This window comes from Mycobacterium neglectum (genome assembly GCF_002591975.1).
Classification (GTDB): domain Bacteria; phylum Actinomycetota; class Actinomycetes; order Mycobacteriales; family Mycobacteriaceae; genus Mycobacterium; species Mycobacterium neglectum.
Genome location: NZ_NVQE01000027.1, coordinates 23,781 through 45,182, shown reverse-complemented (window position 1 = coordinate 45,182; position 21,402 = coordinate 23,781). Strand labels below are relative to the sequence as shown.

At 65.3% G+C, this 21,402-nt stretch carries 24 protein-coding genes and 1 pseudogene; 10 read left to right on the top strand and 15 right to left on the bottom strand.

The features are described from left to right. The first annotated feature begins 10 nt into the window (after positions 1 to 10). Genes CSQ99_RS20130 through CSQ99_RS20110 form a run of 5 tightly spaced genes read left to right on the top strand, consistent with a single transcriptional unit; the run spans position 11 to position 4,570 of the window. Positions 11 to 454, top strand: a complete 444-nt coding sequence (locus CSQ99_RS20130; RefSeq protein ID WP_099040780.1) for a nuclear transport factor 2 family protein — start codon at positions 11 to 13, stop codon at positions 452 to 454. A 4-nt stretch (positions 455 to 458) separates the two neighbouring features. Further along, the gene (locus CSQ99_RS20125) at positions 459 to 1,661 is read left to right on the top strand and encodes a sulfotransferase family protein (protein WP_099040779.1); all 1,203 of its coding nucleotides are present in this window, start codon (positions 459 to 461) and stop codon (positions 1,659 to 1,661) included. Beyond that, entirely contained in the window at positions 1,661 to 2,914 is a 1,254-nt protein-coding gene (locus CSQ99_RS20120; RefSeq protein WP_099040778.1) for a DUF1214 domain-containing protein, read from the top strand. Before CSQ99_RS20125 ends, CSQ99_RS20120 begins: the two co-directional genes overlap by 1 nt. A 1-nt stretch (position 2,915) precedes the next feature. After that, positions 2,916 to 3,749, top strand: coding sequence for an oxidoreductase (locus tag CSQ99_RS20115; RefSeq protein ID WP_099040777.1), 834 nt, complete (start codon positions 2,916 to 2,918; stop codon positions 3,747 to 3,749). Then, positions 3,749 to 4,570 carry a mycofactocin-coupled SDR family oxidoreductase gene (locus tag CSQ99_RS20110; RefSeq protein ID WP_099040776.1) on the top strand — a complete coding sequence of 274 codons (822 nt, stop codon included), beginning with the start codon at positions 3,749 to 3,751 and terminating at the stop codon, positions 4,568 to 4,570. The genes CSQ99_RS20115 and CSQ99_RS20110 overlap by 1 nt, the downstream gene beginning before the upstream one ends. On the opposite strand, the gene CSQ99_RS20105 is transcribed toward CSQ99_RS20110, so the two are convergent. Further along, positions 4,567 to 5,247: a DUF899 domain-containing protein gene (locus tag CSQ99_RS20105; RefSeq protein WP_099040775.1), complete on the bottom strand. Its 681-nt coding sequence runs from the start codon at positions 5,245 to 5,247 to the stop codon at positions 4,567 to 4,569. The two genes, CSQ99_RS20110 and CSQ99_RS20105, sit on opposite strands and share 4 nt — an antisense overlap. Before the next feature lie 39 nt (positions 5,248 to 5,286). Between CSQ99_RS20105 and CSQ99_RS20100 the strand changes: the two genes are divergently transcribed. Beyond that, positions 5,287 to 5,721 (top strand): hypothetical protein, encoded by a 435-nt coding sequence (locus tag CSQ99_RS20100; RefSeq protein ID WP_099040774.1) that lies wholly within the window; start codon positions 5,287 to 5,289, stop codon positions 5,719 to 5,721. Here CSQ99_RS20100 and CSQ99_RS20095 read toward each other — a convergent pair. After that, the gene (locus CSQ99_RS20095; protein ID WP_099040813.1) at positions 5,706 to 6,596 is read right to left on the bottom strand and encodes an LLM class flavin-dependent oxidoreductase; all 891 of its coding nucleotides are present in this window, start codon (positions 6,594 to 6,596) and stop codon (positions 5,706 to 5,708) included. The genes CSQ99_RS20100 and CSQ99_RS20095 overlap by 16 nt on opposite strands. Before the next feature lie 40 nt (positions 6,597 to 6,636). On the opposite strand from CSQ99_RS20095, the gene CSQ99_RS20090 reads away from it, so the two are divergent. Next, positions 6,637 to 7,050 (top strand): VOC family protein, encoded by a 414-nt coding sequence (locus CSQ99_RS20090; protein WP_099040773.1) that lies wholly within the window; start codon positions 6,637 to 6,639, stop codon positions 7,048 to 7,050. 7 nt (positions 7,051 to 7,057) lie between these two features. Here CSQ99_RS20090 and CSQ99_RS20085 read toward each other — a convergent pair whose 3' ends face one another. The 3 genes from CSQ99_RS20085 to CSQ99_RS20075 are packed head-to-tail and all read right to left on the bottom strand — an operon-like array spanning position 7,058 to position 9,996. Next, complete coding sequence (locus CSQ99_RS20085) at positions 7,058 to 8,404, bottom strand: flavin monoamine oxidase family protein (RefSeq protein WP_099040772.1); 1,347 nt, start codon at positions 8,402 to 8,404, stop codon at positions 7,058 to 7,060. Positions 8,405 to 8,452: 48 nt separating this feature from the next. After that, entirely contained in the window at positions 8,453 to 9,469 is a 1,017-nt protein-coding gene (locus CSQ99_RS20080; protein WP_099040771.1) for a nitronate monooxygenase, read from the bottom strand. Continuing rightward, on the bottom strand, positions 9,469 to 9,996 hold the full coding sequence (locus CSQ99_RS20075; protein ID WP_099040770.1) for a GNAT family N-acetyltransferase: 528 nt from the start codon (positions 9,994 to 9,996) through the stop codon (positions 9,469 to 9,471). The genes CSQ99_RS20080 and CSQ99_RS20075 overlap by 1 nt, the downstream gene beginning before the upstream one ends. Positions 9,997 to 10,050: 54 nt before the next feature. Between CSQ99_RS20075 and CSQ99_RS20070 the strand changes: the two genes are divergently transcribed. Next, positions 10,051 to 10,443 carry a VOC family protein gene (locus tag CSQ99_RS20070; protein WP_099040812.1) on the top strand — a complete coding sequence of 131 codons (393 nt, stop codon included), beginning with the start codon at positions 10,051 to 10,053 and terminating at the stop codon, positions 10,441 to 10,443. Here the strand turns inward: CSQ99_RS20070 and CSQ99_RS20065 are convergent. Then, positions 10,412 to 11,071: a maleylpyruvate isomerase family mycothiol-dependent enzyme gene (locus CSQ99_RS20065; protein WP_099040769.1), complete on the bottom strand. Its 660-nt coding sequence runs from the start codon at positions 11,069 to 11,071 to the stop codon at positions 10,412 to 10,414. The two genes, CSQ99_RS20070 and CSQ99_RS20065, sit on opposite strands and share 32 nt — an antisense overlap. Continuing rightward, a pseudogene (locus tag CSQ99_RS20060) lies at positions 11,058 to 11,972 on the bottom strand (alpha/beta hydrolase); the annotation flags it as partial. The pseudogene CSQ99_RS20060 and the gene CSQ99_RS20065, both read right to left, overlap by 14 nt. A gap of 67 nt (positions 11,973 to 12,039) precedes the next feature. Between CSQ99_RS20060 and CSQ99_RS20055 the strand changes: the two are divergent. After that, on the top strand, positions 12,040 to 12,681 hold the full coding sequence (locus CSQ99_RS20055) for a TetR/AcrR family transcriptional regulator C-terminal domain-containing protein (RefSeq protein ID WP_099040767.1): 642 nt from the start codon (positions 12,040 to 12,042) through the stop codon (positions 12,679 to 12,681). On the opposite strand, the gene CSQ99_RS20050 is transcribed toward CSQ99_RS20055, so the two are convergent. Genes CSQ99_RS20050 through cysD form a run of 4 tightly spaced genes read right to left on the bottom strand, consistent with a single transcriptional unit; the run spans position 12,678 to position 16,670 of the window. Next, positions 12,678 to 13,154 (bottom strand): Rrf2 family transcriptional regulator, encoded by a 477-nt coding sequence (locus tag CSQ99_RS20050; RefSeq protein WP_099040766.1) that lies wholly within the window; start codon positions 13,152 to 13,154, stop codon positions 12,678 to 12,680. The genes CSQ99_RS20055 and CSQ99_RS20050 overlap by 4 nt on opposite strands. Positions 13,155 to 13,162: 8 nt before the next feature. Beyond that, positions 13,163 to 13,903, bottom strand: coding sequence for a 3'(2'),5'-bisphosphate nucleotidase CysQ (locus tag CSQ99_RS20045; protein ID WP_099040765.1), 741 nt, complete (start codon positions 13,901 to 13,903; stop codon positions 13,163 to 13,165). Then, entirely contained in the window at positions 13,900 to 15,744 is a 1,845-nt protein-coding gene (cysN, locus tag CSQ99_RS20040; protein ID WP_099040764.1) for a sulfate adenylyltransferase subunit CysN, read from the bottom strand. Before cysN ends, CSQ99_RS20045 begins: the two co-directional genes overlap by 4 nt. After that, positions 15,744 to 16,670 (bottom strand): sulfate adenylyltransferase subunit CysD, encoded by a 927-nt coding sequence (cysD, locus tag CSQ99_RS20035; protein ID WP_099040763.1) that lies wholly within the window; start codon positions 16,668 to 16,670, stop codon positions 15,744 to 15,746. The genes cysN and cysD overlap by 1 nt, the downstream gene beginning before the upstream one ends. Positions 16,671 to 16,875: 205 nt before the next feature. On the opposite strand from cysD, the gene CSQ99_RS20030 reads away from it, so the two are divergent. Then, a complete protein-coding gene (locus CSQ99_RS20030; protein ID WP_099040762.1) occupies positions 16,876 to 17,304 on the top strand; it encodes a PaaI family thioesterase in 429 nt (142 codons plus the stop codon). On the opposite strand, the gene CSQ99_RS20025 is transcribed toward CSQ99_RS20030, so the two are convergent. The 4 genes from CSQ99_RS20025 to CSQ99_RS20010 form a co-directional block, all read right to left on the bottom strand. Beyond that, positions 17,305 to 18,294 carry an NAD(P)-dependent alcohol dehydrogenase gene (locus CSQ99_RS20025; RefSeq protein WP_245909003.1) on the bottom strand — a complete coding sequence of 330 codons (990 nt, stop codon included), beginning with the start codon at positions 18,292 to 18,294 and terminating at the stop codon, positions 17,305 to 17,307. A gap of 90 nt (positions 18,295 to 18,384) precedes the next feature. Next, on the bottom strand, positions 18,385 to 19,659 hold the full coding sequence (locus CSQ99_RS20020) for a cytochrome P450 (protein ID WP_099040760.1): 1,275 nt from the start codon (positions 19,657 to 19,659) through the stop codon (positions 18,385 to 18,387). A gap of 24 nt (positions 19,660 to 19,683) precedes the next feature. Next, positions 19,684 to 21,087 (bottom strand): NAD(P)/FAD-dependent oxidoreductase, encoded by a 1,404-nt coding sequence (locus CSQ99_RS20015; RefSeq protein WP_099040759.1) that lies wholly within the window; start codon positions 21,085 to 21,087, stop codon positions 19,684 to 19,686. Further along, entirely contained in the window at positions 21,084 to 21,299 is a 216-nt protein-coding gene (locus CSQ99_RS20010; RefSeq protein ID WP_099040758.1) for a ferredoxin, read from the bottom strand. Before CSQ99_RS20010 ends, CSQ99_RS20015 begins: the two co-directional genes overlap by 4 nt. Positions 21,300 to 21,402: the final 103 nt, after the last annotated feature.

Genomic DNA, 21,402 nt, shown 5'->3' with positions numbered 1-21,402 from the left:
TCTACCGCCGATGAGCGACGGCGCCCGCGAGATCGAGAATCTCGTGTACACCTATGCCGAGCGTCTGGACGCAGGCGACCTCGACGGTGTCGCCGCTCTGTTCGCACACGGACGGATCTGCGGCATGGAGGACGGGCCGCCGGAAACCGTCTTCGCCGGCACTTCCGGGGTCCGCCAGATGTACGAGATGGCAACGCGCCTCTACGAGGACGGCACACCAAAGACCAAGCATTTCACCACGAATGTGCGCCTCGAGGTCGACGAGGCCACCGGAACCGCGCGCGGTAGCGCCTACTACTGCGTCACGCAGGCGACAAATGACCTGCCGCTCCAGATCATCGTGACCGGCCATTACCGCGACACCTTTCACAGAATCGACGGCATCTGGTGGTTCGACACCCGCATCATGTACGTCGACCAACTCGGCGATACCAGCCACCACCTGAAGTTCTGACCCGGTGAACAATTCCTTCGACGCGACCGGTCTCGCGACGACAGCGCAGCAGAAGGAGGGCCTTGACGACTGGGGCCCGCTACCGTTCGAGGAGCCGCTGACCGTACTGGCAGAGAGCTACCGTTCGGCGGATCTGAACGACATCGGTGCGCACATCCTGCGATCGGGCCTCGTGCACAGCCTGCGGATGAGGCTACGCGCGCAGGAGTGGATACGGCGCCATCCGGAGATCGCTGCGGAGGTCATCACCGCGCCGATCGTGGTGGTCGGCATGATGCGCAGCGGTACCACGCTGCTGCAACGACTTCTTGCCGCCGACAACCGCTTTCATTGTGCATACGGGTGGGAGGTCGTCGAGGTCGCCCCTCGGCTCGACTACGACTGGTCCGCCGAAGAGGACCCGCGGATCGCCGTTAGCGAGAAGCGTGAAGCGACATCGCGTGAACTCGCCCCGGAGTTGTTCGCCATCCACCCGATGTATGCCCGCGAGCCCGAAGAGGAGATCGTCTTTCTGTCGGATGCGTTCTTGTCGCATGTGCCCGAGTCGGGTGCGCAGGTGCCCAGGTACCGCGAGTGGATTGACGGACAGGACTTCGCACCGGCATACGCCTACCTGCACAGAATGTTGCAATTCCTCCAGTGGCAGAAGCGCCAACGCGGCCTGACCGCGGGGCCGGCGGGGCCGGTGTGTCGGTGGGTGCTCAAATCCCCTGCGCACCTGGGGTATCTGGATTCCCTGCGGCACCAGTTCCCCGATCTGCATGTGGTGCACATGCATCGCGATCCGAAGCAGACGATCCCATCGGGCGCCAGCCTCAACGCGACGCTGCACGCGATGCACTCCGATGAGGTGGATCGCCATCGAATCGGGGCCCAGTGGCTGCAACGGATGGGCTGGACCAATGACCGTGCAATGGCTTCGCGCTCGGGTTGGAGCGACGAGTTCCAGCGCTACACCGACATCGAGTTCACCGACGCGGTCGCCGATCCGATCGGACAGGTGGCCCGGGTCTACGACGCGATCGGATTGACGCTGACGTCCGACGCCGAATCGGCGATGCGCCGCTGGCTGGCCGAGCGTCCGCGCGAAACCGCTCGCCCGCCGTACGCGGCAACAGATTTCGGGCTTGACGACCGAGAGATCGACCAACGGTTCGCCGAATACAACTCTCGTTTCCGCGCCGCGGCCACTTCGAGGAGGAATTGATGCCAGATTTCACGGGCGACCCGGTGGCGACGGCGTCGCAACACGAACAGGAACTGGCCGCACTGGACCTGACCAACCACCCCACCGTCAAGGCCGCGTACCGCAGCGTCGCTGAGAAGTGGCTCAGTCGAGCCAAGGCTTCAGACGCGATGCGCGAACGGTTCGACGATGCGTTCGCCGAGGTGATGTTCTCGGCAGCGGTGTGGTCTTCCAATCAAGACAAACTCCGACCGAAAGTCAGCTGCATCACCCGGATCGGGCACCCCGTCGCAAATCGTCCCATCCCGGGATCACGTTGGGGTATCGACAATCCCGACAGTGTCTATCGGGTGATTCCCATCTCCGGAGACGAGCGCTATGAGATTCACGGTCGTGTCGGCCCCAACCGGATGACGGAGAATTACTTCACGCTGTGGGATGCCAACATGGGTACCGTCGCGGTCCTGAACGGCCGCACGATGCAGGTCGACAGCGACGGCTCGTTTGTGATCTCAGTCGATCCGGACCCCGCTGACGGGCGGCCAAACCATGTGCAGACAACGCAGGAGGCGCACGAGTTCTACATCCGCGATGTGCTGCTCAACTGGGACCGCGATGACGCGAATCATCTGGCCGTACGGCGACTCGGCGCGGAGCCCAGGACACCGCCGCGCACACTCGACGAACAGGCAGACGCCACCGCGGCGATGATGGCGTACTTCGCCGACTTCACCGGCAAGCTCAGCCACGGGGTTTACAAGATGGCGCCCAACAACTTCAACCTCGCGTGGTCGGCCGATCGTGTCGGCGCGATGCGCAACCAGGTGTACGTGATGGGCCGCTTCGAGTTGAATCCCGGCGAGGCGTTCGTGGTCGACGTCAGCGACGGCGGTGCCGAATACTTCACGGTGCCGCTGAGCAATATTTGGGGCACCACCCTGGACATCGTCGACCGAACGGGCAGCCTCAACAAGGCGCAGTCAGTGCCGAATGAGGACGGCACCTACACCTACGTCATCTCCCCGACCGACCCCGGCGTCGCGAATTGGATCGACTCCGATGGTCTGCACGAAGCCATCCTGACGCTGCGCATGGCCGAGTTCGGCGGTGACGGTCCCAAGGAGGATCTCGGTGCTAGTGGACGTGTGGTGAAGCTCGACGACCTCGAGAAGGAGGTACCGTCGCTGCGCCGGGTGTCCACAGCGGAACGGGGCGCCGAACTGGCCGATCGCCGAGCGGCTTATCTACGCCGACTGCCCGAAGGGACGAATTGACATGGGCCGCTGGTTGATTACCGGATGCTCGACGGGAATCGGACGAGAAATCGCCAGGGCCGCTCTGGAAGCGGGCCACTCCGTCGTGGTCACCGCGCGGCGGACCGAGACGGTGGCCGATTTCGCCGACGCGTACGGTGACCGCGCCACCGTGGTCGCATTGGACGTCACCGACAAGGGCCAGATCACCTCGGCGGTCCAGGCGGCCGAGGACGCGTTCGGTGGAATCGACGTTCTGGTCAACAACGCGGGCAACGGTTACCTGTCCGCGATCGAAGAGGGTGAGGACGACAAAGTCCGTAAGCTGTTCGACACCAATTACTTCGGTGTGGTCGACACGATCAAGGCAGTACTCCCCCAGATGCGTGACCGCCAGTCGGGGCACATCGTGAACATTTCGTCGATGACAGGCCTGGTCGCCAACCCGCCGAATGCGTACTACTCGTCGACGAAGTTCGCGCTTGAAGCAGTGACCGAAGCGTTGGCGCAGGAGGTGAAGTCGTTCGGCATCAAGGTCACCGCTATCGAGCCCGGCGCTTTCCGCACCGATTGGGCCGCCCGCTCGATGTGGGAATCCTCCACTCCGATCGGCGATTACGACGAGAACGTCGGCGCCCGCAAGACGATGATCAAGGAGTTCGCCAATCACCTACCGGGTGATCCACGCAAGGTCGCCGAGGCCGTTCTCATGGTGACGGATCTCGACGACCCACCGTTGCGACTCCTTCTTGGGCGCGACGTGCTCAAAGCCGTGCGCGACAAGCTAGCCGCGTTCTCCGCCTCCATCGACGAATGGGAATCCGTCACCAAAGACGTCAACTTCCCGAAGGAGTGATGGTGGCCAGCCTCGAGGGCAAGGTCGCCCTCATCACCGGAGCCGCCCGTGGGATGGGCCGTGCGCACGCGATCAAACTCGCCGGCGAGGGTGCAGACGTCATTGCCATCGACATCTGTGCCGACTTCGAATCGACCGACTATCCGGGCGCGACCGCAGCGGACCTTTCCGAAACGGCAAGGCTGGTCGAGTCGCGGGGGCGCCGGATCGTGGCGCGCGAGGCCGACGTCCGGGACGCCGACGCGATGGACGCGGTGGTGGCCGACGGATTGGCAGAATTCGGCCGCATCGACATCGTCCTTGCCAATGCGGGCATCATCCGGGTGACCGACTGCGAACACTCACGGCAGACATTCAGAGACATCGTCGAGGTGAACCTCGTCGGCGCCTGGAACACCGTCGACGCCGCGATTCCGGCGCTGATCTCCGGTGGCCGCGGTGGGTCGATCGTGCTGACGAGCTCGACCCAGGGCATCAAGGCATCGGGCACCGATCGCGCCGGCCTGCAGGCCTACGCCGCATCGAAACGCGCCCTGGTCGCTCTGATGCAGGGCTGGGCGCTGCAGCTTGCACCGCACTCGATCCGCGTCAACACCATCCACCCCAGCGGTGTCGCCACCCCAATGATCATCAACGAGGCGACGATGGCGCTCGCAGGCGCCAACGATCCCTGGCTTCTCGCCCAGCAGAACGCGCTACCCATCCCACTGCTGGAGCCGGAGGACGTCGCGGGGGCGGTGGCGTGGCTCGTCTCAGATGCCGGTCAGTTCATCACGGGCACGTCATGGCCGCTCGATGCGGGTTTCACGCTACGTAGCTAGCTGATTTCATAGGCGTCGGCCAACCGCATCCATTCGTAGGGCGGTTGTTGCGGCCACCCAGCCGGTGACTCCTCCCACGTCTCCTGCCGCCCGTACGGCGTGAGATCGAGTAGGTCGAAGACCACCATGAACGGCTCTTCGCCTCGGCTGAACGTCTGCCACGTATGGAACACCCTGTCCCCGTCGCGCAGGAACACGCTCACCGACTGGAGCTCCTCACCGTCGACCGTCACACCGAAGTCCTCGTTGAAGGTCGTGCCCGACGACGACACCCACGGAAGCCGCCAGCCCATCCGGTCACGGAACGCGAGCAGCTTGGGCAGCGCGGCGCGCGAAACCAGCACGAATGAGGTGTCTTTCGCGTGCAGGTGCGACAGCGGTCCGATGTGTTCGGCCATCATCGAACACCCGTCACACCCTTGCGCCCAATCGCTGCCGAACATGAAGTGCTGCACGATCACTTGCCTGCGCCCGTCGAACAGATCGAGCAACGTCACCGCACCCTGCTCGGAATCGAAGGTGTATGACTCGGTGACCTCGACCATCGGAAGGCGGCGCCGGGCAGCGCTGACGGAGTCCTTGAGCCTCGTCAGTTCCTTTTCGCGGAGCAGCAATTCGGCGCGTGCTTTCTCCCAATCGGAACGCGAAACGATCGGCGGCAGCGGATGGGTTGTCATCTATTCAGCTTGCCACGGCACTACTGATACGTTCGGCGCGTGCGCACCAGGTTCGAGTTCGATTTCGTGACAACCGCGACGCCGGAACAGGTCGTCGAGCTCATGACGGATTTCTCTCCGAACCGTCCCCACCGATGGCCGGCGTCGTCTGTTGACGCATTCGAGGTGTATCGGGTCGGCGATACCGACGCCGACATCCGCGAGGGCCAGGACTTCCCGAAACTGTGGGCGAAATGGCACTACGACTGGTCGGAGCCGAACGCGGTGATTCTGACGATCACCGAAAGCGACGCCCTCGAAGCGGGGGGTTTCATGTCGCTCACCGCGGCACACCGCGACGGCGGCAGCGTGGTGCACGGGGTGTGGCAACAGACGTCGAAGAGCATCAGGGGCCTGCTGGCTGTCACCATGATGCGGTTCATCGGGTCGCGTTCGCTGTCGTCGTATTACAAGAAGGTCTACGACGGTCTCTGAAGCTCCTTGACCACGTCGGCAACCCGGCGGACCTGATCGATGTCCGAACTGGTTGGGATCAAATGGATCTCGTCGGCGCCGATCGCTTGGAATCCACGCAGTACCTCGAGCAGCTCAGCCTCGGTTCCGGCCCACCCGGTGGTGGGTGCCATCGCGTCGACGATCTCGGCCGGAATCCAGTTCATGTAGCGGCGCAGATGCGCGTGGACCTGCGCCCGTGCGTCGTCCCCGTCGCCGATTGCGAACCAGAAGGACGTGGCCAGGTGCGGACGCTGCTTGCCCGCCTGCGCCCATGACGTCCGCGCCACGTCGAACAGGGCGTTCTCCTTCTCGACGTCCAGGTCCAACGTCATACCGGCCAAACCGTCGGCCCACGCGGCGGCACTGCGCACGGTCTTGGGTCCGATGGTTCCCACCAGCAGTTGCGGCCCGCCGGCCTGCAGCGGCGGCGGCCCGACCGGAATGACGGACTCGGTCACCTTCTCCCCCGCCCAGATGCGCTGCATTACCGCGACGCTGTCGGCCATCCCGCGCATCGTCTGGGTCGCGATGTCCGCGCCGACGGCGTTGTAATCCTCGTGCCTGCCTCCGACACCCAGGCCGACGGTGAGCCGACCGCTGCTGAGCATGTCACCGGTGGCCAGCGCCTTGGCGAGCATGACGGGGTCATGTAGCTGCGGAACCACGACGGTCGTCACCAAACGCACCCGATCGGTCCACGCCGCCAACGCACCCAGCAGCGTCAGGGAGTCGGGGTTGCCGAACGCAATGCGTTCACCCCAGCACAGCGACGAAAAAGGTCCGTCGTCGATCGTCCGTGCCCACGCCTGGAGCGTCGCCGCGTCCAGGTTCGGCTCCATCACCGGCATCGTCATCCCGATCTGCACGCTCGCGATTCTGGCACGATCGACTTTCATGGCGATCAACACCACGTCCATTGCGCACATCCGGCTCACTGTCACCGACATCGATCGGTCTCGACAGTTCTACGAGAGCGTGTTCGGCTGGCCCATCCTTGTCGAGCTGCCCGAGGGCGCCGATGACGCGACGCGCGAGATGCTGGGATTCCTATTCGGCGGCGTGATCTACGACCTCGGCAGCGCACTGGTTGGACTGCGCCCTGTCGCCACCGAACGTTTCGACGAAGACCGCGCCGGCCTGGACCATCTCGCGTTCCGGGTCGGCAGCAAGGACGAATTGAATTCCGCGGCAAGTCATCTCGATTTCCTTGGCATCGCCCATGAGCCGATAAAGGACATCGGCCCTGCCTACATCCTGGAGTTTCGCGACCCGGACAACATCGCGCTCGAGCTCAGCGCCCCGAAATAGCCGCGCTCTAGCCGAGAATTCGCTCCGCTTCGCGGACACCGCTCAGATACGCGCCGTGCACAGTGGCGAAGAATTCCGGGTTGGTGGCTTCGCCCGCGAACAGAAGCCGCTCGCCAACTGGTTCGCCCAGGGCCGCCATGTCGTCGGGGCTCGAACCGACGGCGATGAAGCTGTACGAACCGCGCGCGAACGGGTCCTCAGCCCACCGGGTGACCAGTGATCCGGTCGGGTTGGGAGCGTTCAGGGCCGTCACCACTTGGCCCACCGCGTCCTGATCGGTGAGAGCCTCGCGTCCACGCGCCTCGCGACCGCCGCGTAAGCCGATCAGCAGCGGCGCATCGGCGAACGTCTCACCGTTGATGAGCATCGACACCGGCTGGTCGCGACCAACGAGACCGATCACCTGGGCGTCCGGCCAGAACGGCCGGTCGAACTTGAGTACCACCTTGTCGAGCAGACCGAAGCCGAGCCGTTCGATCGCCGCCTGCTTCTCATCGGGAAGCGGTGGGTCGAAGGCGATCGCGCCCGCCTTGAGCACACCCAGCGGAATCGTGATGATGACCCGGTCCGCGTCGACGGCGCCCTGGATCGTTTCCAGCCGCACCCCCAAGTCACTGTGAATGACCTTGCTGACCTCGGCGCCCAGCTTGATCGTCAACCCGCGTGCCAGGTGCTGTGTCAATTGCTCGTATCCACCAGGCAGAATCAGATCACCTCCGCCGAACTCGCCCTCGCTGCCCAACCACCGCAGCGAAAGTTCATCTGGATCGGCCGCATACTCGCCGACGATCTCGCTCGCCACAGCCCACTGGATCAGCGGATCGTTCATATCTGCGACTTCGGCCAAACCGTTGGCGACCGACTCGTCCTCCCCCGCCTCCTCGCTCAGCGGTGCAAGCTCTTTGGTGACTTCCTGCCAGCGCATCAACGTGTTCTGAACGACCTCGGCGCTGAGTTCACGACCATCCTGGAATACGACAGGATTGTCGAAGTCGGTTTCGACTCGTCGCGCGCCCGCGGAATCCGCGAGTTCGGTGAGTGGATTGTTCTCGGGGCCGTGAATCCATGCCCCACCGAGATCGATCGGCACTCCCAGCGAGGTATCCGTCCACGTGCGGCCGCCGATCCGGTCGCGGGCCTCCAGCACGGTGACTTCCATCCCCGCATCGGCCAGACGCCGCGCGGCTGCCAAGCCCGACATACCCGCACCTACCACCACGATGCGTTCTTTGGGCGCGTCGCCTCTGGGGCGTTGTTCAGGCTCGTCGCCGCTGCTGCCGCAGCCGGGCAGCAGCGTCGCAGCCGCGAGCACGCCCGCGCTCACCGTGAACTGGCGCCGACTCAGCTGCGACATGGTTCGGACAGTAGCTTGCCGGTGCCGATGTCACGGCGATATTGACGTCTACGTTAGTACCGCGATGATGTCTGCGACTGAACCAACCCTGGCGTTGCGGTATCCCGTGCCCGCCCAGACGTTGACGCCGTGTGGGTCGCCTGCGCGCACCGCCGCAGCACGGACCGGGCTGGTCAGATAGTGGACCTCGGGGTAGCCGAGCGGCGCCTCGGCCTCGTGCTCGTTGACGAACCGGTTCCGCAGACCACGCGCGTAGCGACCGGAAAACGACCGGGTGACAACGGTTTCGGTGAACTGGGGATCCTTGAGTGCGGCACGGTGAACACCGCTGCTGCCCGCTTCATCGGCCAGCAGGAACGCGGTGCCGAGTTGGGCTGCGGCCGCGCCACCCTCAATCACGCGCCGGATCTCCTCCGCGGTCGACAGTCCGCCCGCCGCGATCACCGGAACATCGACTGACGCACTCAAGGCGGCCAAAAGTTGCTCGAGCGGTTCGGATGCCGGCTGCGCCGACGGGTCGAACGTCCCGCGATGCCCGCCTGCCGAAGGGCTCTGTGCCGCCAGCACATCGACGCCCGCCGCGATGGCCATCTGCGCCTCCGCCTGCGTCGTCACGGTGCCAACGGTCACAATGCCCGCATCGCGCAGGCTCCTGCATTCGTCCGCGCTGGGCACACCGAAGGTGAACGACGCCACTTCGGGCCGCAGATCAAGCAACACGTCCAGCTTCGCGGCCCATGCGTCGTCATCGAAGCGAGGCGAGCCGAGCGCAGCACCGTAGCGCTCCACCTCAGGGGCCAGTGCCGCGGCGTACGCCTGGATTGCGGCAGGCGTGCCCGCACTCGGCTGTGGCGCAAACAGATTGGCGCCGATGGGCCCGGTCGCGAGTTGGCGCGCCCTGGCAAGCCGTTCGGCGAACACTTCAGCCGTCAGGTACCCCGCAGGGACGAACCCGAGGCCGCCGGCATTGGTTCCCGCGGCAGCCAGCTCCGGCGTCGACGGCCCACCGGCCATCGGCGCGACGATGATCGGGACCGTGAGGTCGCGAAGGTCGAACGCACTCATTACTTCACCGCCTTTGCGAACAGCAGGCAGTCCTGCGGCTCAGAGCTGATATTCGGTAGCCGGGCGTAGCGCTTCAGACGGCCTTCCAGGGTGAGGCCGCTGCGTTCCAGCACTCGTGCCGACGCCGTGTTGTCGACGTAGCAGTACGCCGAGACGCGGTATACGGCCGGATCGCTCTTGGCGCTGTCGAGGAGCAGGCGCACCGCCTCCGCCATGAACCCCCGGCCCCACCACCGACGGCCGAGGTAATAGCCGAAGTCGATGATGTGGGGTTGCGGACGCCGCCAGCCGATGGCTCCTATCACTCCTCCATCTTCACCCAGGTCGATCAGCCGTGTGGTCTCCCCTCCGACGTTCAACACCTCGGTGATCACGCGTCGGGTCTCGCCGACGTTGCGATGGGTCCGCCACGACATGTACTTCGGTACAGCAGGGTCGGACGCAATCCCGAACAGCGGTTCCGCATCATCGAGGGTGGGTGCGCGCAGAGTGACCCGTGGGCCGGTCAGGACATCGACGTGCGTCATTCCCCTATGGTGCATCGTTGCCGTCCCGACGCTGACAGTGGTTCACTGGATCTGATGGCAATCACGTTCATCCACACCATCGTCGCCGCGAAGAGCCGAGCAGAATCGGCACACTTCTTCACTGAGCTGTTCGGCTTGCCCGCCCCCAGGGAGTTTGGGCCGTTCCTGGCAGTCGAACTCACCCACGGCGCCAGCTTCGACTACGCCCAGGTGGGTGACGACGAGGAGATCCACGCGCAGCACTACGCATTCCTCGTGTCCGAGGACGAGTTCGACGCCATCTACGGGCGCATCCGCGAGCGGGGCCTGCAGCACTGGGCCGATCCAAGGGGCAGCCGGCCCGGGGAGATCAACCACAACGACGGCGGCCGCGGCGTGTACTTCCAGGATCCCGGCGGTCACTATCTGGAGATCATCACCCGGCCCTACGGATCCGGCGCGGGCTGACCCGCGACGCGAGCAGTTCGACGCCGTCGCCGCGCAGTGCGGGCAGCATGCGCGGCCGGTTGCCCAGAACGGACACCAGTTCGGCGGCGCGGCCCTCGACGAGGGGACCCTGCTCACCGTGTGCCCACCCGACGTCGATTGCGCGCAGCCTTAGTCCCCGGCTGTTACGGAAGGCGGGCACGAACGGATTAGGTAGTGCCACTTGCGTGTTCAGCACCGCTACCGCGGCCTCCTCAGGAATCTGCGGTGCACGGTCGAGCGCGAACAGGATGTCGAGCTCATGGGTGATGTGATCACCAAGCAGCAGCTGCGGTGGGAAGATGCGGCCGATCCCGCGGGGTCGATACACCAGCTGCGCGAACTCATCGAGCAGTTCGACCGGACTGCGGGCTTCGGCGAGCGCGCAGGCCATCGCGGCGTTGGCGCGGTCGAATGAGCCACCGCGGCGCAGTATCTCGCGCATCGTCAAACCGGCGCCCGCGCGGTAGCCGACGACGAGGTGTGCCAGCACCTGGTGGTTGGACCACTCGTGGCACAGGCTGGGGTGCGCCCATTCGTCGGGGCCGAGTCCGGCGGCCAACGAACGGAAGCGCTCGTCGTTGAAGCGCAGCATCTCACGCGCCGACATTGAGGTGCTCCTGCAGGAAAGCGGTCTGGTCGGCAAGAACCCGGCTGACGAGCGGCGGATGGTAAATCGCGAAATGATCCGAGTCGTAGTGCCGGACGACGCCGCGAGGCGCCCTGCGAGCAGCCAGTTCGGCGTAACCGGGGTCCATCAGGTTCTCGCGATCGCACACGCAGACCAGCAGCGGCGCCGTGACGTCGCGGGCGTGACGAAGCGCCGATGTGGTCACCACGGTCATCGCGTTCGCAGCGGCGATCCGGTTGTCGAACCGTCCGCCGGGCGGCACGGTCGAGTTCCAGCCCTCCTCGGCACCCTTGACCGTGACCATCGCGAGCGCTCCCGGCGGTCCCACGATCGGTACGTAGCGGCGACCGCGTCGTGTCGCGACGCGCAGGAGGTCTTCGGTGATCGCCGGCGCGAGACGGAGCGCTGCGAACAGCCCGAGTCGACGGGCTGCGCCTGGCCCGTGCACGATCGGGCATTGCACGACCGCGACGGCGATATCGTCGCGTTCGGCCGCGACCCGGAGCACGTTCATTGCACCGAGGCTGGTCCCCCACAGCCCGATTCGCGCGGCGTCGATATCGGCGCGTGCGTCAAGGTGCGCGATGGCCGCAGTAACGTCCTGACATTGGTTTCGTGTCGAGATATGTTGCCGCGGTTGACCATCAGATGCACCGGTGTGTCGGTAGTCGAATGCCAGGGTGGCGATGCCGGCCGCGGCGAAGTGCTGTTCATACTGAGCCAGCATCATGTCGTGCGTCGCACCCAGGCCGTGCACCAGTATGACGGCGGGGTGCGGCCCGGCACCGGCAGGCAGCGTCAGCCACGCCGCGCAGCGCGTCCCGTGCGAATCGAAGTCCACCCGTTCGGTCGGAATCGTCACTGTCATGGCCCACTCCTCATAAGTACGTTGTACGTATGGCTAGACTGCTTCACGTACGACGTACTTGTCAAGGAGTCGGAAAAGAATGCGCGCACGGTTCACCACCGATGAGATCGCCACCGCGGCATTGAGCATTGTTGACGATGCCGGCGTGAGCGCGCTGAGCATGCGCGCTCTGGCCGCCGCGCTCGGCACCGGACCGATGACGGTGTACAACTACGTGCCCGACAAGGAGGGCCTGGAGGAACTGGTCGTGGCCGCGGTGGTCGCCAAGGTGCGAGTGCCCGAGCCGAGCGCGAACTGGATCGACGACGTCTACGCGGTGGCCGAGGCGATGTGGCTGGGTATCAGAGCCCATCCCGCCGCCATTCCCCTGGTGCTGACGCGCCGAACCTCATCGGCGACCGGTTTCGCGGTGGTCGACGCGCTTATTGCCGCACTTGGCCGTGGCGGCCTCTCGGACGCCGACCACCTCTCGGCCTTCCACGCCGTCTTTGCACTCATTGTCGGCGCGGCCCAGGCCGAACTCGCCGGGCCCTTCACGCGTGGCCGTGATGCCGGCGACGCCGCCGCACGCATCGGATCGACCGCGGGCGCGGCGCATCCCCACGTGGAAGCGCTCTCGCACGTCGCCGAGGAGGTGTCGGTGGAAGCGGACTTCGCGCTGGGCCTGCGCATGTTGCTCGACGGGATCGCCGCGCGGGGCACGAAGCGACGCCGGCGCTAACCCAGGGAGTGGCCGCGCACTTCTTCCTGCTTGCGGTAGTCGTCGGCCAGCTTGCCGACATGCCTTGGCAAGGCGCCTGCGGCGACCTCGGCGAGACTGGTCTGCTCGAGCACCGATCGCATGCTGGCCCGCAACGCCCGCCACACGTCGGTCAGCGCCGCGGTCGGTCCGGAGTACGGAAGGTCGCCGAGCCCGATGTCGCGCACGCTGGCCAGCGGGCCGTCGATGCATCTGAGCACGTCGGCAATGCTGATGTCGGCGGCCGGCCTCGCCAGCGCGTATCCGCCGTCGCGGCCGCGGTGGCTGCGAACGAGACGGTCAGTGCGCAGGTCGGAGAGGATGTCGACGAGAAACTGCGCCGGGATGCCCTGTGCCTTGGCCAGGTCGTCGGTCTTGACCACCGCGCCGTCATCGGTGGTGGCCAGCTGAATCATCGCTCGGACGGCGTATTCAGCTTTTGCCGACATCCGCATGAGCCCAGTCAATCACGTGTGACCGTGAGCACCGCTGCTGCGAGCTCCGGTCGGCACACCACGACGTCGGGCAATCGTGGATCGCGCCTGTTGTAGGTGAGGGGCGAGCCGTCGATACGCGACGTGTGCAGCCCGGCTGCACGGGCCACCGCGACCGGCGCGGCGGAATCCCATTCGTATTGGCCTCCGGCATGGACGTAGACGTCGGAGCGCCCTTGCACCACGGAGGCGACCTTGGCGCCCGCCGAGCCCATTTCGATCAGTACGCCGCCCAACGCGTCACGCACCGCCAGCGCGACAGCGGGAGGTCGGGTACGCGAAACCACCACACGCGGCTTCTCGGGAGCCGGCGGCGGTGCGCTGACCGTAGGGGTCGCGAGCGTGATGCCTTGGGCCGGAAGCGCAACGGCACCTGCGACCAGTTCACCCGACTGCCAGAGCGCGACATGCACCGCCCAGTCGTCGCGGCCCGGCTCGGAGAATTCCCTGGTGCCGTCGAGCGGGTCGATGATCCACACCCGGTCGACGGACAGCCGAATCGGATCGTCCGCACCTTCTTCTGACAGCACCGCATCGCCAGGACGCTCGTCGGCCAGCGCGGCCATCAGGAAGTCGTGGGACCGCTTGTCCCCCGCCGCTTTCCGCTCATCCTGGCTGGCATTGGCAAGTTCGTCGCGGACTTCGAGCAGAAGCTTGCCCGCCTCTGTCGCCAGCCGTGCGGCAACGTCATGATCGCTGTGATCGCTCACTGCTTGCTTTCCAGCAGTTCGATCACCCTGTCGGCGAGTTCATCCGGCGTGCTGTCCGGAGTGAGCTGCAGATCGGGGCTCTTTGGCCGTTGGTAAGGGCTGTCGATCCCGGTGAAGTGGGTGATCTCGCCGGCGCGCGCCTTGGCGTACAACCCCTTCGGGTCGCGTCTCTCGCAGTCTTCGAGCGGTGTATCGCAGAAGATCTCGAAGAAGTCGAGCCCCGCATCGGTGGTCACCTTGCGCGCCAGTGCTCGGTGCTCCTCCAAAGGGCTGATGGCGGGCACCAGCACCACCTGACCGGAGTCGGCGAGGATGGCCGCGATGTGGGCCAGTCGGCGCTGATTCTCCGCCCGATCCGCCATCGAGAACCCGAGGTCGGCGTTGAGACCGTGGCGCAGGTTGTCGCCATCGAGAACATAGGCAGGGACGCCCTTTTCGATCAACTTCTGCTCGACGAGCATCGCCACCGAGGACTTGCCCGACCCGGACAGCCCGGTGAACCACACGGTCCTGCCCTTCGACAACCGGTCCTCAGCCTTGCACAGCGATTCGTGGCGCACGGTGTTCGGGCTCGAGGTGCGCGCCGCGACCTGCGGCAGGATCATGCCCGCCGCGATGGTGCCGTTGGTGTTCGGGTCGATGAGGATGAACGAGCCGGTGGCCGCGTTGCGGCTGTACTCGTCGAGCAGCAACGGCACCTGTGTGCGCAGCGAGATGCGCCCCAGCTCATTGAGTTTGAGCGCCGTCGCGGTCTTGTCGCGGTGCAGTGTGTTGACGTCGAGACGGTAATCGAGAGCAGTCACTTTGACCCGTGTGGTGCGGGTCGTGTGTTTGATGACGTAGTCGCGGCCCGGTTCCAGCGACGTCTCGTCGGCCATCCAACACACCGTCGCGTCGAATTCCTGCGCCACCCTTGGCTGGTTGTTCGGCCGGGCGATCAGGTCTCCGCGCGAGATGTCGATGTCGTCGGCCAGGCTGATCGACACGGCCATTGGCGGGAACGCTTCGGAGACAGGCCCGTCCGGCCCTTCAATTGCAGTGATACGGCTCGTCTTCCCTGCCGGAAGGACGACGACCTCGTCACCGGGGCGCATCACACCACCGGCGACGGTACCTGCATAGCTGCGGTGATCGATGTGCTCGTGGCTCTGCGGCCTGATGACGTACTGCACCGGGAACCGCACGTCGACGAGGTTGCGATCGCCCGCGATGTACACATCCTCGAGATGCGACAGCAGCGCGGGCCCGTCGTACCACGGCGTGACGTCCGATTTGGTTACCACGTTGTCGCCGTTGAGCGCTGACAACGGAATGGTCGTCACGTCGTGGATGTCGAGTCGCGCGGCGAACTCGTGAAAATCGTCACGGATCTTCTCGAACCGCTCCTGATCCCAGTCGACGAGGTCCATCTTGTTGACCGCGAGGACGATGTGCCGGATCCCGAGCAACGAGGCCAGGAAGGCGTGCCTGCGCGACTGCTCGAGCAGGCCGTGCCGGGCGTCGACCAACACAATCGCCAGTTGGGCAGTCGACGTGCCGGTCACCATGTTGCGCGTGTACTGGATGTGGCCCGGCGTGTCGGCGATGATGAATTTCCGCTTGGACGTGGCGAAGTAGCGGTAGGCGACGTCGATCGTGATGCCTTGTTCACGTTCGGCGCGCAGGCCGTCGGTCACCAACGCCAGGTCGGTGTAGTCGTGTCCGCGTTCCTTGGAGGTGCGCTCGACAGCGGCGAGCTGATCCTCCATGACGGCTTTGGAGTCGAACAGCAGTCGCCCGATGAGCGTCGACTTGCCGTCGTCGACGGAGCCGGCGGTCGCGATGCGCAGTAACGTCGCCATCAGAAGTAGCCCTCTCGCTTACGGTCTTCCATGCCCGCTTCGGAGATGCGGTCATCGGCTCGGGTGGCGCCGCGTTCGGTCAGGCGCGAGACCGCGGTCTCGGCGATGACCTCAGACACCGTTCCCGCAAGGGATTCCACGCAGCCGGTGCAGGTGACATCGCCGACGGTGCGGAACCGCACGGTCTTCTCGACGATCGCCTCTTCCTTGCGCGGCTGCAGGTACTTGTGCACGGCCAGGAGCATGCCGTCACGTTCGAAGACCTGGCGCTGATGGGCGTAATAGATCGACGGCAGCTTGATCTTCTCGGCACCGATGTAGGACCAGATGTCGAACTCGGTCCAGTTCGACAGCGGGAACACGCGGATGTGCTCGCCCTTGTGATGGCGACCGTTGTACAGGTTCCACAGCTCAGGCCGTTGCGCCTTGGGATCCCACTGACCGAACTCGTCGCGGAACGAGAACACCCGCTCCTTGGCACGCGCCTTCTCCTCGTCACGGCGCGCACCGCCGAACGCGGCGTCGAACTTGTTCTCCCGGATGGCCCGCAGCAGTGTGAAGGTCTGCATCGGGTTGCGCGATGGGATGGTCTCTACGACGCGGCCCGCGTCGATGTCGTCCTGCACCTTGGCGACCACGAGGCGCACGCCGGACTCGGCGACGAGCTCGTCGCGGGCCTGCAGTACCTCATCGAAGTTGTGCCCGGTGTCGACGTGCATCACCGGGAACGGCAGCCGGCCTGGCCGGAACGCCTTGATCGCGAGGTGCAGCATGACGATGGAGTCCTTGCCGCCGGAGAACAGCAGCACCGGCTTCTCGAACTCCGCGGCCACCTCCCGGATGATGTGAATGGCTTCGGCCTCCAGCGAGCGCAGGTGGCTCAGCTCGTATCGGGGCGCGTTGAGTTGCTCGGCGGTATCGGTCACGATTTCCTCGTAAAGTTGGTAGGAATGACCAGCTTTATCTGCATAACCCGATATGAAACCAGGGTTGGCCTGCTCTGTCAACGCTCGAATGTGCGCGAACGTGCACAAACTCCGGGCTTTCGACGGCGTGTCGGCCGCAAACACGCACGGTCGCGGAACAGGTGACTACCCCGGAGGTAATTGATCCGGTGCAGATACTGGATACATGACACAGACCGCTACCCCACCCCAGACCGGCGCCGAGGTTATGGCCCAGTTCATCCCCGCCTCGCCGTTCGTCGCCAAACTCGGCATCGTTGCCGAAGTACTCGACGGTGACGAGGTGCGGCTACGCCTGCCGTGGGACGAATCCAACGTCACACTCGGCGACATGGTCCACGGCGGCGCCGTCGCGGCGCTGGCCGACGTCGCGGTGATGGCCGCGGCATGGGCGGGCGCGGAGGTACCCGAGTCCCTGCGGGGCGTGACCACATCGATGTCCGTGCAGTTTCTCGCGCCGGCCCGCGCAACGGATCTGATCGCAGTCGGCCGGGTGCTGCGGCGCGGTAAGACGTTGGTGAATTGCGATGTCGACGTCGTCACTCCGGACGGCGAGGCGGTCGCGAAGGCGATCGCAACCTACAAAGTGGGCTAGTCAATCGTTCGGCGTGATGACGGCGCGTCCGGCTATCTTGCCGTCGTGCAGTAGGCGGTAGGCCTCCGCTGCACTGTCGAGCGGGAAATGTTCGACCAGCATCTTGATCTTTCCGGCCTGCGCCAACGCGATGACGTCGATCAGCTCGGGAATGGACCCCCAGAACGGCGATGCGACAGAGCATTCCTTCGCAGGGCTGTTGAAGTTCACCGGCAGGGCGGCGTTGCCGAGCCCGACAATGGTGAGATGCCCGAGCATTCGCGACACCTGTGCCGCCATCGTGAGCGTCGGGTTGATGCCGACGAAGTCGAGCACGACCTCAGCCCCTTGACCGTGGGTCATGTCCTTGATCTGTTTGACCGCGTCGTCGCCTGAGACGAGTTCTTCGTCGGCACCCATCGTGTTGGCGATCTTCAGCTTGTCTGCCGAAGTATCGATCGCAACAACGGTTGTCGCGGAGCTCAAGGCCTTGAGCACCTGGATCGCCATCTGACCGAGGCCGCCGGCACCGATAACCACCGCTGTCGAGCCCGGGCCCAACAGGTGTACCGAGCGCTTCACGGCGTGATAGCTCGTCAGACCCGCATCGGTGAGTGGAGCCGCCTCGCGCGGGTCGAGACTCCCCAGCGGGATCAGATAGCGCGTCGACGGGACAAGAAGGTACTCGGCCATACCGCCGTCGGTGCCGCCAAGCCCTCCCGGGCTCGGCTTTCCCGGTGTCTGGCAGTAGTTCTCGATTCCCTGCCGACAGTTCATACAGAGGCCGCAACCCCATGGGCCGTACACGATGACCGGATCTCCTGGTTCGAAACCCGTTGCCCCGGGACCCATCGTCTCGACCCAGCCGGCGTTCTCGTGCCCAAGGGTGAAGGGCAGCGTGAACGACCGCGCCCCGGCGGGCACCTCCAACAGGTGCAGGTCCGAATGGCACGCTCCGGCACCGCCGACCTTGAGCAAAACCTCCCCGGGCCCCGGCTCCGGCACCGGCACGTCACGAAGTTGGCCCGGCTGTTGCCATTCGACGAACTGGAACGCCTTGATTTCGCGGCCTCCTTTCTCCCCGTCGCTTCGCTCTCGGCGTCAATCCTTGATCTCGTCGAACTCGACCTCGAGATGCAGCGGACCGCGGAACACCTGGTTCACCCGGTACGGCGGCGGGTCGACGACCAGTCGGGGGTTCTCCACGCGCCGTAAGAACGTCTCCAGCGCGATGTTGACCTCCAGGCGCGCCAGCGGACCTCCGACGCAACTGTGTACTCCGCGGCCCCAGCCCACGTGTTGGTTGTCAGGACGCTGGATGTCGAACTTCTCGGGGTCGGGGAAGCGTTTGGGATCGCGGTTGGCCGCGCCGTACAGCAGATGCACCGCCGAGCCCGCGGGGATGACGGTCCCGCCGACCTCGATGTCGGCGGTGACGCTGCGGCTGGGGAAGAACTGGACGGCCGACTGCAGCCGAAGCACCTCCTCGATCGCCTTGGGGATCAGCTCCGGCTTCTCGTGGAGCAGGTCAATCGACTCCGGGTTGCGCAGCAGCGTCAACACACAGTGCGCGATGGTGTTGACCGTGGAGTCGTGCCCGGCGATGAGCAGCAGCATCGCGTTGGCCGCAGCCTCTTTCGGTGTCATCGGCCCGTCCGGCCCGTTCGTGTCATTCACCAACTTGGACAGCACATTGTCCTGCGGATCGGTCAAGAACCCATGGATGAGATCGGCCATGTAGGCGGTGAGTGCGGCAGTGCTTTCCTTACCCTTCTGCGCGCGCGCCCGGCCTTCTTCGGTGTCGGCGTCCGGGCCCATATCTGCGCCCGCCATGAAGTCGAAGATCCAGCCGTGAAAGGTGGGCTCGTCCGCCACCGGCACGCCAAGGATCTTGCAGATCACGGCCACCGGCACCGGGTAGGCGTATTCGTCGACCACATCGAACGTGTTGCTGCCCTTCTCCTTTGCCTTATCGAGCAGTTCATCGCACAGCGTCTGGATGTCGGCCGCCATGTTGGGGATGACGTCCGGGGAATGCGGCGGCGCGAAGTGCCGCATCACCTGTCGGCGCTGCTTGTCGTGCTTGGCCGGGTCGGAAACAATCAGGCTCGGCTCGCGGCCGTAGGCGTCCATGTGATCGGCGCCGACGTCTGGCGCGTCGGCGGCCGGTTTGGCCGAGATGGGGCTGCGACTGATGTCCGAGCTGACGTGTGGGTCGTGTGCGAGTTGCAACAGCTCGCGGTAACCGGTGACGACGTAGACCTTGTCGGCGACCTGTACGACCGGCGTCTTTCGAAGCTCGTCGAAGAATCGGTACGGGTCGTGGCGGTTCTCGTACCTCATCGCCTCTGTCCAGGCGGTCTCTGCGGTGGTCATGGCAGCTCTCTTCCTGAGGGCGGGCTAGCGGCTCTTGGGGCGGAACTCGGCGCCTCGTGACGTCGGATCATGGCCGGTGAGAACAACATCCGGAATTCCCGTCGGTTCCCGTGGGTCGGGAAAGCGGGCCGACATCGGCTCCGCGTCTGGCGGCTCGTCATAGCCGGGCGGTGGTGGCGGGAAGGGCGCCGATTGCTCGATGAGTCTGCCGTAGTACTCGAGCCACTTGCCGTGGTTGAAGGTGATGGCGCCCACGATGCGGCCGTTCTTGCCGAAGGCGGCTGCGAATCGGAGATCCTCGACGGAGCCCTGGGTGAAGACGATCTCGTCACCGAAGGAGCACACGCCGCAGCCCTTGATGTTCACGCCGAACTGACCTGACCAGAATTGCGGCAACGGCAGATGCGGTCGTCGTGCCCTCTCGAGGTTGACCATGTTGTGGGCGGCGGTCTGGGCACCGAGCACCGCGGCGTCTACGTGCTCGATTGCCATGAACTCGTACTCGTAGAGCACATGCGGGGCTCGCGCGATGTCGCCTGCGACGAAGATGTTGTCGGTCACCACGCCGTTGATGTCGAATGCGCGACAACCGGCGTCGCAGGCCACCCCCCAGAACCCGCTGGCGAGTTCGGCCCCTTCGAGCCATTCCACGTTGCGAATGGACCCCAGCGACGCCACCACCACATCGACGTCAAGCGTGGTGCCATCGGAGAGCTTGGCGCGCCGGACGTGTCCGTCGGCGTCTCCTTCCAGCGCCTCGACTGCCACACCGGTGCGCAGATCGACTCCGGCATCACGCTGCATTTTGGCGGCGATGTCGCCGATCACCCCACCGAGCGCGCCCACCAGTGGCGCGCTCGAGCGTTCCGCAACCGTCACATCCAGGCCGAGATCACGACAGACCGAGGCCATTTCGGAGCCGATGAAGCCCGCGCCGACGATCAGCACCCGCTTGGGCTTGGCCTTGAACGCGGTCTGAATCGCTGCGGCGTCGTCGCTGGTACGCAGCGTGTAGAGACCCCTCAGCTTCGCCTCTTCGGGGTTGAACCATCCGCGGGACCGGACTCCGGTGGCAATCAGCAGCCGGTCATAGGGCACCTTATCGCCGTTGGCCAACAGCACTTCTCGGTTGTCGCGGTCCAATCCGGTTGCCGCCACGCCGAGCCGCCAGTCGGCGTCGACTGCCCGCAATCGAGGCAGCTTCGTGTTACCCGCAGGCACCCACCCCTTGAGTACCTGCTTGGAAAGCGGCGGGCGGTCGTACGGCTCGTGCACTTCGTCGCCGATGATGGTCAGCGAGCCGGTGAACCCCTCGTCCCGCAACGCCTCCGCAGCACGCAGTCCGGCCAGCGACGCGCCGACGATCACGATCCGCCCCTCCGCCTTGAAGGTGCTGACGATCTCGTCGATCAGCGGATGGGTGCTCACTTCGTCGTCCGGTCCGCGGGCGGATCCATCTCGGCGATGATCGCCTGCACCGGGCACGACGCGACGGCCCGCGCCACCTGCTGGCGTTGCGAGTCGTCCGGGTTCGGGTCGTATGCCAGCGCTTCCTCGCCCTGCAGTTGCAGCACTTCCGGCGCCAGCGGCACACACTGCGCATATCCGAGGCAACGATTCAAATCCACGACAATGCGCACTGTTGCGGCTCCTTCTCAACCGACGCTGAGGGCTGGTCAGCGCAGTTCCCGAAACCTCAGGGAAGAGGGCCGACAGTACCGCCAGGAGACGGAGGAAATCGCA